The organism is Meiothermus sp. (assembly GCF_025060375.1).
GTDB lineage: Bacteria > Deinococcota > Deinococci > Deinococcales > Thermaceae > Meiothermus.
The window spans coordinates 1-12776 of the sequence record NZ_JANXCG010000083.1 but is presented as its reverse complement, the minus strand read 5'-3'; the positions used below and the strand labels follow the sequence as shown (position 1 = coordinate 12776).

General features: G+C 66.3%; 11 protein-coding genes. 5 read left to right on the top strand and 6 right to left on the bottom strand.

All coding sequences use genetic code 11. The features are described 5' to 3' along the window. The 3 genes from NZ849_RS10055 to NZ849_RS10045 form a co-directional block, all read right to left on the bottom strand. Positions 1 to 570: biotin/lipoyl-containing protein (locus NZ849_RS10055; RefSeq protein ID WP_295406740.1), on the bottom strand; the 570-nt coding region annotated here is incomplete at its 3' end. A gap of 9 nt (positions 571 to 579) precedes the next feature. Next, entirely contained in the window at positions 580 to 1554 is a 975-nt protein-coding gene (locus NZ849_RS10050; RefSeq protein WP_295406736.1) for an alpha-ketoacid dehydrogenase subunit beta, read from the bottom strand. 10 nt (positions 1555 to 1564) lie between these two features. Continuing rightward, entirely contained in the window at positions 1565 to 2674 is a 1110-nt protein-coding gene (locus tag NZ849_RS10045) for a thiamine pyrophosphate-dependent dehydrogenase E1 component subunit alpha (RefSeq protein WP_295406732.1), read from the bottom strand. 244 nt (positions 2675 to 2918) lie between these two features. Between NZ849_RS10045 and NZ849_RS10040 the strand changes: the two genes are divergently transcribed. Further along, entirely contained in the window at positions 2919 to 3353 is a 435-nt protein-coding gene (locus NZ849_RS10040) for a 23S rRNA (pseudouridine(1915)-N(3))-methyltransferase RlmH (RefSeq protein ID WP_295406728.1), read from the top strand. A gap of 22 nt (positions 3354 to 3375) precedes the next feature. Here the strand turns inward: NZ849_RS10040 and NZ849_RS10035 are convergent, their stop codons facing one another. Both NZ849_RS10035 and NZ849_RS10030 read right to left on the bottom strand, forming a co-directional pair. After that, the gene (locus tag NZ849_RS10035; RefSeq protein WP_295406724.1) at positions 3376 to 5667 is read right to left on the bottom strand and encodes a S8 family serine peptidase; all 2292 of its coding nucleotides are present in this window, start codon (positions 5665 to 5667) and stop codon (positions 3376 to 3378) included. 45 nt (positions 5668 to 5712) lie between these two features. Next, entirely contained in the window at positions 5713 to 6876 is a 1164-nt protein-coding gene (locus NZ849_RS10030; protein WP_295406722.1) for a nitrate/nitrite transporter, read from the bottom strand. Between the two features lie 119 nt (positions 6877 to 6995). Here NZ849_RS10030 and tig point away from each other — a divergent pair, with 119 nt between their 5' ends. Further along, positions 6996 to 8210: a trigger factor gene (gene tig / locus NZ849_RS10025; protein WP_295406717.1), complete on the top strand. Its 1215-nt coding sequence runs from the start codon at positions 6996 to 6998 to the stop codon at positions 8208 to 8210. A gap of 252 nt (positions 8211 to 8462) precedes the next feature. Here tig and NZ849_RS10020 read toward each other — a convergent pair whose 3' ends face one another. Then, a complete protein-coding gene (locus NZ849_RS10020; protein WP_295406715.1) occupies positions 8463 to 9110 on the bottom strand; it encodes a riboflavin synthase in 648 nt (215 codons plus the stop codon). 105 nt (positions 9111 to 9215) lie between these two features. Here NZ849_RS10020 and NZ849_RS10015 point away from each other — a divergent pair, with 105 nt between their 5' ends. From NZ849_RS10015 to NZ849_RS10005, 3 genes are all read left to right on the top strand, one after another. Continuing rightward, a complete protein-coding gene (locus tag NZ849_RS10015; RefSeq protein WP_295406712.1) occupies positions 9216 to 11507 on the top strand; it encodes a 3-hydroxyacyl-CoA dehydrogenase/enoyl-CoA hydratase family protein in 2292 nt (763 codons plus the stop codon). 10 nt (positions 11508 to 11517) lie between these two features. Beyond that, entirely contained in the window at positions 11518 to 12000 is a 483-nt protein-coding gene (locus tag NZ849_RS10010) for a DUF4442 domain-containing protein (RefSeq protein ID WP_295406709.1), read from the top strand. A 2-nt stretch (positions 12001 to 12002) separates the two neighbouring features. Beyond that, a partial coding sequence (locus NZ849_RS10005; RefSeq protein ID WP_295406706.1) for a thiolase family protein occupies positions 12003 to 12776 on the top strand: 774 nt, incomplete at its 3' end.

Sequence of the window (12776 nt, the reverse complement as noted above, 5' to 3'; positions counted from 1 at the left end):
CTGCTTGGCCGCATACGCCCGCACGTCCTCTACGCGCACCCGGCCCCCGGGTCCCGAGCCCGGCACCTGGGCGATGTCCAGGCCCAGCTCGCGGGCCAGCTTGCGGGCTGCGGGCACCGCGACCACCCGCCGGGGTGGCTGAGCCGGGGTGGTCTGGAGGGGGGTTGGTCTGGTAAAGGGGTTCTTTACCTGCTCGGGTTTGCCATCGGGTTTGAATAAGGAGAGGCTGGCTCCGTCGTCCTCAGCAACCGGGCCCGGCTCCACAATGGAGCGTTCCTCCTGGGCCTGCACACTTGGCGCAGGGGTTTGGGGCATGAGGGCGGCTGCCTCGCCTGGCTCGGCGATCAGGGCGATGGGGGTGTGCACCGGTACCACCTCCCCCTCCTTCACCAGCTTTTGTAGGAGCACGCCCTCGTAGGGGCTGGGCAGTTCTACCGTCACCTTGTCGGTCATGACCTCCACAAAGGGCTGGTCTTTTTTGAGGGGTTCCCCCTCGTTCACCAGCCAGCGGAGAACCTCACCTTCCACCACGGACTCTGCGAGCTCGGGCAACACCACTTCTTTGGGCATGCGGCCTCCCTAGTAGTCGAGCAAACGCTTGGCAGCGTTTAGGATGCGGGTTACGGTGGGCATGTAGAGCTTGTCCTGGGCTAACGGATAGGGGGTGTCAAACCCGGTGACCCGCAGGGGCGGGGCCAGCAGTTGGTCGAAGAGTTCCTCCGAAACCGTGGCAGCCACCTCGGAGGCGATGCTGGCGGTGCGCGGGGCCTCGGAGACCACCAGCAGCCGGCCGGTCTTGACCACCGAGGCCAGCACGGCCTCCTTGTCCCAGGGAAGCACGGTGCGCAGGTCTATGACCTCCGCCTCAACCCCTGCGGCGGCCATCTCCTCGGCAGCCTTGAGCGTCTCCACCATCGGCCCGCCATAGGAGACCAGCGTGATGTCGCGCCCTTCCCGCCGGACAGCGGCCTTGCCGATGGGCAGCAGGTACTCGTCGGTCGGCACCTCCTCTTTGACCGCGCGGTAGAGCCGCTTGGGCTCCATGAAGACCACCGGGTCGTCGTCGCGGATGGCCGACTTGAGCAGCCCTTTGGCGTCGTAGGGGGTGGAGACCACCACCACCTTGAGCCCAGGGGTGTGGGCAAAGTGAGCCTCCGGGCTTTGCGAGTGGTGGTGCCCGCCCTTCACCCCTCCGCCGCTGGGCATCCGCACCACCATGGGGGCGGTGAACTGCCCCCCGGAGCGGTAGCGCAGCTTGGCCGCCTGGGAAAAGAGCTGGTCAATGCCGGGGAAGACGTAGTCGGCAAACTGAATCTCGGCCACCGGGCGCATCCCATGGGCGGCCAGCCCCACCGCCGCTCCCAGGATGGCCGCTTCGGAAAGGGGGGTGTCCATAACGCGGTCGGGGCCATACTTCTGTTGTAGGCCCTCCGTTGCCAGGAAAACCCCACCCCTCCGGCCCACGTCCTCGCCCAGAATCAGCACCCGCTCGTCGCGGCGCAGCTCTTCGTCCAGGGCCATGTTGATGGCTTGCACAAGGGTCACAGTGGGCACAGCAGCCTCCTCAGGCCTCGAGCTCCTCGGCCAACAGCCGGCGCTGTTCTTCCAGGTGCCAGGGGCGGGCCGCAAAGACGTCGTCGAACATCTGTAGGGGGTCGGGTTCCCCTGCAGCCTGGGCCTCCTGCAGGGCGGCCTCGAGCTCCTTGGCGATTTCCAGGCGCAGCTCGTTGGCCCACTGGGCGTCCCACAAGCCTTCCCTTTCCAAGAAGCGCTGGTAGCGCAGGAGGGGGTCTTGCCGCCGTTCGGCAGACAGCTCCTCCTTGCTTTTGTAGCGGGTGTCGTCGTCGGCGGAGGAGTGAGGGCCAAAACGGTGCACCACCAGTTCTACCAGGCTGGGGCCTTCCCCTGCCCTGGCCCGCTCCACCGCGTACCGGACAACGGAGTAGCTGGCCAGCACGTCCAGCCCGTCCACGTGGTAGCCCGGGATGCCGTAGGCCTTGGCCTTGATGGCGATGTTTTCGGAAGCGGTCTGCTGGGCGATGTTCACGCTGATGGCGTAGCGGTTGTTCTCGCACACGAACACCACTGGGGCCCGCTGGACCGCAGCGAAGTTAACCCCAGCATGCCAGTCCCCTTCGCTGGTGGCCCCGTCGCCAAAGGTGCAGACCGCAACCTGGCCGGTGCGGCGTAGCTTCATGCTGATGGCGGCCCCAACGGCGGGGGGGATGTGCGAGGCGATGGCTGAGCAGACCGTGAAGATGTTCAGGCTCCTGCTGCCGGGGTGCGAGGGCATCTGGCGGCCCTTGGCGGGGTCGGCGGCGTTGCCCAGGGTCTGGCCGAAGATTTCCGGCAGGGGCACCCCCATGGCCAGCACCAGCCCCAGGTCGCGGTAGTAGGGGAAGAGCCAGTCGTGGCCCCTCTGCAGGGCGTGGGCAATGCCCACCTGGGCGGCCTCGTGGCCCGCGTGGGGGGCGATAAAGCTGGTCTTGCCGGTGCGAACCAGAACGACCAGCTTTTCGTCCAGCAGCCGGGCCGCCAGCATATCCCGGTAGAAGCGCCGTAGCTCCTGGGCCGAAAGCCCGTGGGGGAAGGGAGCCACCCAGCGGCCGTCGGGGTCTATGAGCCGGATGGGCTCCTGGCTAAAGGTTGGAAAGGCAGCGCGTTCTTGAACCATGTTCCCTCCTGGCGGGCTGGGGTGGCCAGCCCAGCCGGCTGGGGCCCCGGGTGAGGGCCCCCATCTTTGCGCCGCCCTGGGTAAGGGCCGGCGCGGGAAACGGCAGCCCGGTGCGGGGCAAACCTTGGTATACCGGGCTGGAGGTCCTCCCCGGGCCTAGGATGGTTGGCATCTGGCCCGTGCTTTTCATGGCGACCTCTTGGTAGAGATTATAGCCGGTGGGGGAAGGGGGTTTTGTGGGGGTATGAAGCTTAGGGTTTGTGTGGTGGGTAGGCCCAGGCTACCCTACGCCCAGGCTGGGGTAGAGGAGTATGCCCGGCGCCTGGGGCGGTATGTTCGGCTCGAGCTCCTCTACCTCAAGGAGGGCTCCCGGGCCCAGGAGGGAAAGCGCCTGCTGGAGGCCTCCCGTGGCTACAGGCGGGTGGTCCTGGACGAGCGGGGGGAGCTGCCCGATACCCTGGGCCTCAAGGCGCGGCTCGAGGCCTGGGAACTGGAATCAAAGGGCGTAGCCTTCCTGATTGGGGGGGCTGAAGGCCATGACCCGGCGGTGCGCGACGGGGCCGACTGGCTGTTCGCGCTCTCCAGGCTGACCTTTCAGCACGAGCTGGCCCTGGTGGTCCTTCTGGAGCAGCTCTACCGGGTGGAGACGCTCAGGCGGGGGGAGCCCTACCACCGCTGAGTGCCCCCGTCAGCTTGGGCACCTAGCGGGCTGGGTAGCCCATCTGCTGGAGCCACTTCTCGCGCGTCAGGGTATTGGAGAGGACGGGCTCCAGGGTGATGTCCACCCCGCTTTGGTCCGGCATCACCGTAGCGATGTTCCCGTCCACGCGGTACCACCCAAACAGGTCGCCCACATCCTGGGCCCCGTTGCCGTTCACATCCTTCCAGGCCGAGATGCGGTAGCCCACCAGCCCGGTCGTCGAAAGGCCGTTTCGGCTGTAAGGAGCCTGGGTGCCGGTCTGGGTGATGACCACCGGATTGAAATCCAGCAACAGGCTCAGGGTGGGGGCTTCCCGTAGCACCGCGTCGAAGTACACCCGGGTGCCCTGCACGTTCTGGCCGGTGGAAGGCTGTACCACGTTTAGGGTGATGCGGGTCTCGCCCTGCACGCTCTGGCCGCCCACGCTGGCGCTGCCGCTGACCACCAGGGTATAGGTGCCGGGGGTGCTGCCTGCCGGGATGGTCAGGGTGGTGCTGTTGCCGGCTACGGGGCTGGGAGGGTTGAAGCTGGGGGTGGTGCCGCTGGGCTGCCCGCTCACGCTCAGGGCCACCGGATCGCTAAAGTTGGTGCGGCTGATGCCGATGGTCACGTTGGCGCTCGCACCGGTGTTCAGGGTGAGGGCGTTGGGGCTGGCCGAGAGCACCAGCGAGCGGGGGGGCGGGGTGTTGAGGCGCTCAAGGGCCGCCCGCGCATCTATCAGCCCCGCACCGCACTCGAGGTCGCTAGGCCGGTTGCACTGGGCTGCGCTCAGGGGCCGGGCGGTCTCCTTCAGGATGCTCAGCCCTTCAGCGGCGCTCAGGGTGGGTTTCTTGCTCTTCATCAGGGCCAGCACGCCCGCCACATGGGGCGCGGCCATTGAGGTGCCCGCCTTACCCCCATACTGCCCGCTGCCTAAGGTGCTCACCACCTGCGGCCCGGCGGGCTCGCCGCCAGGGGCCATCAGGTCAATCCGGGGGCCGTAGTTGGAGTACGAGGCCCGGTTGCCTGCGGCGTTGGTCGCGCCCACCGTAATCACCCCGCTGCACCCGGCGGGGCTGAAGCTGCTGGCATCCACATTGGAGTTGCCCGCTGCCACCACGATAATGGCACCGGTGCTGTTCGCCTCGTGGATGGCCTGCTGCAGTGCGGGGGCGTCTGTGCAGGCTACGGGCCCACCTAGGGACATGTTGATGATGTTTGCGCGGTTTGCGTTGGGCGGGGCGCCGGGCACGCTCAGCCCCGCGGCCCACCGCAGCGCATCGACCACATCGGCTAGGGTGCCGCTGCCGCCGCTCAGCGCCCGGACGGGTAGGATTCTTGCCTCCCACGAAACCCCGGCCACCCCCAGGTTGTTGTTGGTGGCGGCCCCCACCGTGCCGGCGACGTGGGTGCCGTGGAAGTCGGTGCCGGGGGCAGTGTCCTCAGGGTTGGGGTCGCGCCCATCGCCGTCGCCGGAGTCGGCAGCGTTGGAGTAGAAGTCGTAGCCGGGAAGGAGCCGGCCAGCGAGGTCGGGGTGGCCCGCCACCACGCCCCCGTCAATTACAGCGACGATAACCGGGTTGGAAGCGCCGGTTTCGATATCCCAGGCGCCGGGTAGGCGGATGGCCTCGTAGTGCCAGCGCTGGCTGGGGTACTGGGGGTCGTTGGGCGTGGCCTGGGCAAAGAGGATGTAGTTGGGGTGTGCGTACTCCACGTCGCTGCGGCCCCGCAGCGCCTGCAGGGTGAGCAGGGTGTCGGCGCGGCTCAGGTTGGCGCGGTAGAGGTAGGTGCCCGCACCCAGCGGCCTCACCTGCTGGAGCTCCACCCCCGAGACCGAGAGCCGGCCCAGCGACTGCAGGCTGACCTGGGGCCTGAACTTCACGATGAACTCGCCCGCCGGGAAGGGGGCCTGAGAGGCGGCTTCGGATAAGGAGGTCTGCAGGGCGATGCGAACCGTTCCGCTGATGACCCCATTGCCGGGGGGCGGGGGGGCGGGAGGCTCGAGCACGCGGACCTTCACCGAGGCGCTTTTGCTGGGGTCGGCCACGCTCCGGGCGGTAATGATGGCGCTCCCTGGGCTCTCGCCCCGCACCCGCCCCTCGCGGACCGAGGCCACCTCGGGTCTGCTGCTGCTCCAGGTAACCGCGGTGTTGGCGCTGCCGCTTACCCGGGCCACGACGGTGCGCTCCTGGCCTATGTCCAGGGCAAACTCGGTGCTGGGCTCGAGCACAACGGCGAGGTGCTGGGCCGGAGGGCTTGGGGGGGAGCAAGCGGCGACCAGAAGGACCAGCAGGCTAGACCAACGGCTGTGCATGCCCAAAGCCTACCCTTTTAGGCCACTTCGAGCTGTGAGGGTTGGCTAAAGGGAGCTTTTCCGTACCAGGGGAAGGTAGCCCAGAAGGGCCAGAAGGAGAAGCCCAGCCCAAAGGACCAAGGCGGTGCCGTAGCCCCAGGCCAGCACCACCCCCAGACCCCACTGCAGGAGGAATACCCCGATGAATCCCAGGAAGTTGATGGCTGTCACAGCCCGTCCGGTAAGGGCGGTGGGGAAGCTCAGCCGGGCCTGGGCCAGGCTCAGAATGTTGAAAGCGCCGGTGAAGCCCATCAGGAGATAGACCAGGTAGAGCAGGGCAAGGGGCATCTGGGGCCATAGGGCCAACAGCAGGAGCCCCAGGGTGAAGCCCAGGCTGGCCGCCAGCAGGACGCGAGGCAGTCCCAGCCGGTCGGCTAGGGTTCCGCTCAGCAGGTACCCGAAGACCGCGGCCAGCGAGAAGGTGAACAGAAGAGCGCCCACCTCGAGCCCTCCCATGCCCCGGGCCTTGTAGAGGAAGTCGCCGCCCCACAGGGTCTGCCAGGCCAGGAAACCGCCCCCCAGCACGAAGTTGAGGGCCCCAATCCGCCAGAAGACCCCGCTCCGCCAGATGACCCCGGCCCCCTCCTGGGCCTCGCTGCGGGGCAGGGGGGTTCCTCTGGGGGCGTTCTGGACCCCCAGGGCCACCATCAGGGCCACCAGCACGATGACCAGAGCCCCCCACTCAAAGACCCCCCGCCAGCCGATCTGCTCCTTGAGCCAGGCTAAGGGCGAGGAGGCGGCAATGGCCCCCGAAGCCCCCAGGGCCACGTAGAGCCCGCTCACACTGGCGTAGCGCGAGGAGGGGAACCAGAGGGAGAACGCCTTCAGGGCCCCCATCAGGGCGGCCGCGAAGCCTACCCCCAGGAGGGCCCGGCCCAGCGACAGGGTGGCGAAGCTCTGGGCGGAGGCGAAGACCAATGCCCCCACCGCCCCAAGCAGCATCAGGGTGGGGTGCACGAAACGGGGGCCGAACCGGTCTAGAAGCCCCCCCAAGGGGAGCTGGACCAGGGCAAAGGTCAGGTAGAAAAGGCTGGTCATCAGGCCCAGCTCAGCCGAGGTGAGCCCTAGGTCGCGCCTCAGATCAGGTGAGATGACCGCGTTGGTCGCGCGGAAAAAGTAGGAGAGGAAGTAGGCCAACAGGAGTACCAGAAAGACCCGGGCAGCGGACATGCGCCCCTATCTTACCCGCTTGCGGGCGGGACAGAGGCTGTTTTGGGGCTACGAAAAGCGACGAGGCCAGTGTAGACTATGTGCTTGGCGACCCCAAGCGGTCGAGCTCGAGGTGCGTTGTGGCTGAAATTCTCGAACGTGAAGGATACCGGGTCAGGGTGAGGGTCGAGGTGCCCGCCACCCGGGTGGAGCAGGCTTACCAGTCGGTGCTGAAGGGCTATGCCCAGCGGGTGCACCTCCCTGGGTTCCGGCCAGGAAAGGCTCCGGTCAAGATGGTGGAGGCCCGGATTGGCCGGGAATCCCTCCTGGAGGAGGTGAAGGAGCGCCTGCGCGAGGAGACCTTCCCGGAAGCGGCGCGGGAACTCTCCTTGTTGCCGGTGGGAGCGCGGTTGCTGGAGGAGCGGTTGTCCTTTGGCGAACCCTATGTCTACACCCTGGAGGTGGAGAACTACCCCGAGGTTAAGCTGCCCGACTGGCGGGGCTTCAAGCTTGAGGTGAAGACCCCGGAGGTTACTGAAGAGGTGCTGAACCGCGCTTTGGATGAGCTTCGTCAGCGCTACGCGGAGCTGGTGGCGGTTGAGCGGGAGGTCCAGGAAAAAGACCACGTGATTGTAGAGACCGAGGAGGGTAGCCGTTTCCCGGTGGTTGTGGAAAGCGCCCAGCCCCATGTGCGCGAGGTGCTGTTGGGCAGGCGGGCTGGGGAAGAGGTATTGGTCCCGGTGAAGGACGGCGACAGGACAGTGAGGGAGGTTAGGACCAAAATCCTGGAGGTCAAGGCCCTGCAGCTGCCTGAGTTGGACGACGAGTTTGCCAAGACCGCTGGGGAGGATAACCTAGAGGCCCTCACGGAAAAAGTCCGGCAGAGCCTTCAGGAGCGCTTCGCGCGGGAGGCCCAAAACCTTCGGGCCAACCAGTTTTTGGACAGGCTGGCTGAGGCCATCGAGGTAGAGATTCCTCCCTCCATGCAGGCCCGCGAGGAGCAGCACCTGCTCAGGAGCCTGGCTGAGGAGCTTCAGGAGCGGCGGGTTGGGCTTGAGGACTACCTAGAGTCGTTGCGCCAGCAGGGTAAGTTCGAGGAGTTTACCCAAAGCCTCCGCGAGAACGCGACCAGACGCCTGCGGCGGTCCTTGGCGGTGGAGGCTTTGGCTGAGGAGCTTGGGACCGAGCTGAGCCCAGGGGAGTTCGAGGCTTACCTAGCCGACCTGGCCCGGGCCTACCGCACCACCCCCACCGCTCTGAAGGAGGAGTTGGGCCAGGAGGCCCTGGCCCGCCTGCGGGCACAGCGCCTGCACGAAAAAGCCCTGCAGGAAGCCCTGGCTCAGCTCCAGGGTTAGAGCCTTTGAGATGGCCGTCCGGCCGGTCGCTGCTTTGTTGGGAAATCCGGCCGATGCCGTCTTTTGCGCCTAGCTTCATCTGGGCTGAAAACCAGCGGAGGAGCAGGCGGACCGATTTTGCCCCAGGCGGATTCCCTTAGGAGGTGCGGCTTTTCGTCTACCGATGGCTTTCATTCTCCTGGGGAATGTCTCTTTGGGCAGGGGCCCTTGCCTGCTTGGGTTCTCTGCCCTCGTTTGTGGGGGTGGGAGGGGCTAAAGGGCCGCTCGGAGCTGCTCCTGGCCTGGCTGGAGGGAGAGTAGGCGCTCTACGTACTTGGCCACGATGTCGGCCTCCAGGTTCACCAGGGTCCCGGGCTGCCAGCTTCCCAGGGTGGTCACGCTCAGGGTGTGGGGGATGAGCCAGAGGCTGAAGTGGGTTGCCGGGAGCTCGGGGCGGCTGCCGGTCGGGCCGCCCACGTCCACCACGGTCAGGCTCACCCCATCTGCGGCCACGCTGCCCTTGGGCACCAGGTAGCGGGCCAGCGGGGTTGGGGCTTCCATCCAGACCACGTAGCGCCCGTCCTGCGGCTCCAGGGCCACTACCCGCCCCACCCCGTCCACGTGTCCGGTCACAAGGTGCCCCCCAAGCCGCCCCGAGGCAGGCAGGGCCCGCTCCAGGTTCACTAAGGCCCCCTCCTGCCAGCGGGGGGCGGTTTTGGACTGGGTCTCCTGGGAGAGCTGCACGGTAAAGCCCCTTGTGTCGAAAGCCGCCACCGTCAGGCAGACCCCGCTGATGGCGATGCTCTCGCCAAGAGCAAGGTCGGGCCAGGGGTGCTTGGGGGTGATGAAAAGCTCGAGGTTGCCGCCTTTGGGCCGGGCCGCTTCAATCCGGCCGGTCTGCTCCACGATACCCGTGAACACGCCCTCCAGGTTAGCTGCCTAGACCCGGGCCGGGCATGGCCTGGAGCACACTGGGGTTGCATGGTAAACTTTGACTCGGTATAAAAATAGACGCAAGGAGGCCCAATGCGAATCAGAAAGGTAGGCGTGGTGGGTTCGGGAACCATGGGCGGAGCCATTGCCGCCTTGGCTGCCTCGGCAGGGGTACCGGTGGTCATGCTTGACCTGCCGGGAAGGGAGGACAAGCTCGAGCTGGTCAAAAAAGGCCTCGAGCGCCAGCTTGCGAGCAAGCCCGCTTCCTTCATGGATAAGGGCCGGGCCGCCCTCATCGAGCTGGGCACCACCGAGGAGCTGGAAAAGCTCAAAGACTGCGACTGGATTGTGGAGGTGATCATCGAGAAGCCGGAGCCCAAGCAGGAGCTCTTTGCCCGGCTCGAGGCTTTGGGCACGGGGGCCATCGTAAGCTCCAACACCTCCGGGATTCCCATGAAGACCCTCCTGGAGGGCCGGGGCGAAGCCTTCCGCCGGCGCTTCCTGGGCACCCACTTCTTCGCCCCGGTGCGCTACTTGCACCTGCTGGAGCTCATCCCCACCCCCGAGACCGACCCAGCGGTGTTGGAGACCATGCGCAACTTCGGCGAGCGCATCCTGGGCAAGGGTACCGTGATCTGCAAGGACGCCCCCGGCTTCATCGCCAACCGGCTGGGCGTCTACGGGATGAGCCAGGCCATGCGCCTGATGATGGAGGAGGGGCTCACCATCGACGAGGTGGACGCCCTCACCGGTCCTCTGGTAGGCCGCCCCAAGAGCGCCACCTTCCGCACCGGCGATATCTCCGGCCTGGACGTGCTTAAGCTGGTCTCCACCGAGCTTTCCCAGACCACCGGTGAGGACTTTGCCATGCCCGAGTGGGTGGAAGGCCTCATCGCCCAGGGCAACCTAGGGGAGAAGACCGGGGCGGGCTTCTACAAAAAGGTGGGCAAGGACATCTACACCTACGACTACAAGACCGGGGAGTACCGGCCCCAGGAGAAGCTCCGCCTGGACGAGATCGCGGCCATCAAGGACCTACCCCTTGCCGAGCGGCTCAGAAAGGTTGGCGAGTTGCCCGGAAAGTACGGCGCCTTTGCCAGAAAGCTCTTTCTCACAACGGCCCACTATACCCTTCAGAAGGCGGACGAGATTGCCTATGACATTGTTTCCATAGACCGCGCGTTGGAGTGGGGCTTTGCCTGGGAGCAGGGGCCTTTCAAGAACATGGACGCGGTAGGGCTGGACTACCTCCGCCAGGGCTTTGCCGAGCTGGGCCTTCCCGAGCCCGAGTTGCTGAAGAAAGCCCAGGGTAGCTTCTACAAGGACGGGCAGTACCTGGGCTTTGATGGCCGGTACCACCCCATCCCCAAGGAGGAAGGGGTGATCCGGCTTTCCCAGGTAAGGAGCGAGGGCCGAATCCTTCTGGAAGGCAAGGAATACGCCCTGCTCGACCTGGGCGATGGGGTGGCCCTCTTCGAGAACCGGGCCAAGATGGGCACCTGGGGTGAGGGCTCCATCTCGGGGCTGCACAAGGCGCTGGACTGGGTGGAGGCCCAGGGCTACGCCGGGCTGGTGATTGGCCACGAAGACCCCCGCACTTTCAGCGCCGGGGCTAACCTGGCCCTAGTGCTGATGGCTGCTCAAGAAGGGGCATGGGACGACCTCGAGCTCGCCACCCGCCGCTTCCAGCAGACCGCCATGCGCCTGCGCCGTTCGCCTTTCCCGGTGGTGGCGGCTCCCTTCGGCCTCACCCTGGGCGGGGGGGCTGAGTTCAGCCTGCACGCCAGCGCCATCCAGGCCCACGCCGAGCTCTACATGGGCCTGGTGGAGGTGGGGGTGGGCCTCCTGCCGGCTGGGGGCGGTACCAAGGAGATGCTCTTCCGCTTTACCCGCGAGCTCTCAGCCTATGGCCCGGAGATAGACCTGTTTGAAGGGGTCAAGCGGGCCTTCCAGCTCATCATGCTGGCCCAGACCTCCACCAGCGCTCTCGAGGCCCGCAACATGGGCTTCCTGCGCCAGGGCGACGGTATAAGCATGAACCGCGACCGCTTGATTGCCGACGCCAAGCGCAGGGTGCTCTTCATGGCCCCCGACTTTGTGCCCGAGCCGCCCATGCGGGTGCGAGCCCTGGGCAACCAGGCCCTGGGCAACCTGCGCTATGCCCTGTGGCAGTTTCACGAGGCCCGCCAGGCCAGTGAACACGACGTGTTCATCGGCCATCAGGTGGCCTATGTGCTCTGCGGCGGCGACGGCCCGCCCCGCGAGGTGAGTGAGCAGGACATCCTGGACTTGGAGCGCGAGGGTTTCCTCAAGCTGCTGGGCACCAAGAAGACCCAGGAGCGCATCGCCCACACCCTCAAGACCGGGAAGCCCCTGCGCAACTAGGGGGTGGACGGTGCCGCCCTTCCCAAAGCCCAAGGCCGAGACCTGGCGGAGCCGGCTGTGGCGCTGGGGCTTCAACCTCTTCCCAGCCTACTGGGGTACCGGTGGGCGGGTGGTCTACATCGCCCCAGACTGGCGGGAGGTCCACGTGGCTCTGCCCCTCAACTGGCGCACCAGGAACTACGTGGGCACCCTCTTTGGGGGCAGCATGTACGGTGCGATTGACCCTGTCTACATGCTGATGCTGATCCACAACCTGGGGCCGGACTACGTGGTTTGGGACAAGGCGGCCACCATCCGTTTCCGCAGACCTGGAAGGACCACGCTTTATGCCCGCTTTATCCTCACGGAAGAGGAACTTCAGACCATCCGCCGCTTGGCCTGCGAGCAATCCTCGCTGGACCGCGTCTACCCGGTGGAGCTGGTGGATCGCTTGGGGGTGGTCTACGCTAGCTTTGAGAAAACCCTGTACGTAAGGAAGGCCAAAAAGGAGTGAAGATGAGGGAAGCTGTTATCGTCAGTGCGGTTCGCAGCGCGGTTGCCCGAGGGAAGAGCGACGGTTCCCTGGCCACCGTACACCCCGTTGACCTTTCGGCAGCGGTGATGAAAGCCGCGGTGGAAAAGGTGGGTCTAGACCCCGCTGTCGTTGAGGACATCCAGTGGGGCTGCGCTATGCCCGAGGCCAGCCAGGGCCTCAACATCGCCCGGCTGGCCATGCTCCGGGCGGGGTTTCCTGTGGAGGTAACCGCCGCTACCATCAACCGTTTTTGCTCCTCGGGGCTCCAGAGCGTGGCCTATGCGGCCCAGGCCATCCTCTCGGGCATGAACGAGGTGGTGTTGGCCGGTGGGGTGGAAATGATGAGCCGGGTGCCCATGTCCGGCTACCACACCGAGCTCCACCCCGAGCTTACCGAGGCCTACATCGGGATGGGGTTTACCGCTGAGCGGGTGGCCGAGCGCTGGGGGGTGAGCCGGGAAGACCAGGACGCCTGGGCCCTGCGCAGCCACCAGAAGGCCCTGGAGGCCCAGGCCCGAGGAGCTTTTGATGGTCAGATTGTGCCCATCCCGGTGAAGAAAGTCTCCTGGAAGGGAGCCAAGAAGCACGTGGAGGAGTTCCATTTCGCCAAAGACGAGCTGCCCCGGGCCGACACCTCCTTAGAGCGCCTGGCTAAGCTCAAGCCGGCCTTCAAGGAGGGCGGCACCGTGACCGCCGGCAACGCCTCGCCCTACTCCGATGGAGCGGCGGCCCTGCTGGTGATGAGCAGGGAGAAG

What these genes read in the sequence shown, in the direction of transcription:
- NZ849_RS10045 (WP_295406732.1), bottom strand. Translation starts at nt 2,674, where the DNA reads ATGGTTCAAGAACGCGCTGCCTTTCCAACCTTTAGCCAGGAGCCCATC.
- NZ849_RS10040 (WP_295406728.1), top strand. Translation starts at nt 2,919, where the DNA reads ATGAAGCTTAGGGTTTGTGTGGTGGGTAGGCCCAGGCTACCCTACGCC.
- NZ849_RS10035 (WP_295406724.1), bottom strand. Translation starts at nt 5,667, where the DNA reads ATGCACAGCCGTTGGTCTAGCCTGCTGGTCCTTCTGGTCGCCGCTTGC.
- NZ849_RS10030 (WP_295406722.1), bottom strand. Translation starts at nt 6,876, where the DNA reads ATGTCCGCTGCCCGGGTCTTTCTGGTACTCCTGTTGGCCTACTTCCTC.
- NZ849_RS10015 (WP_295406712.1), top strand. Translation starts at nt 9,216, where the DNA reads ATGCGAATCAGAAAGGTAGGCGTGGTGGGTTCGGGAACCATGGGCGGA.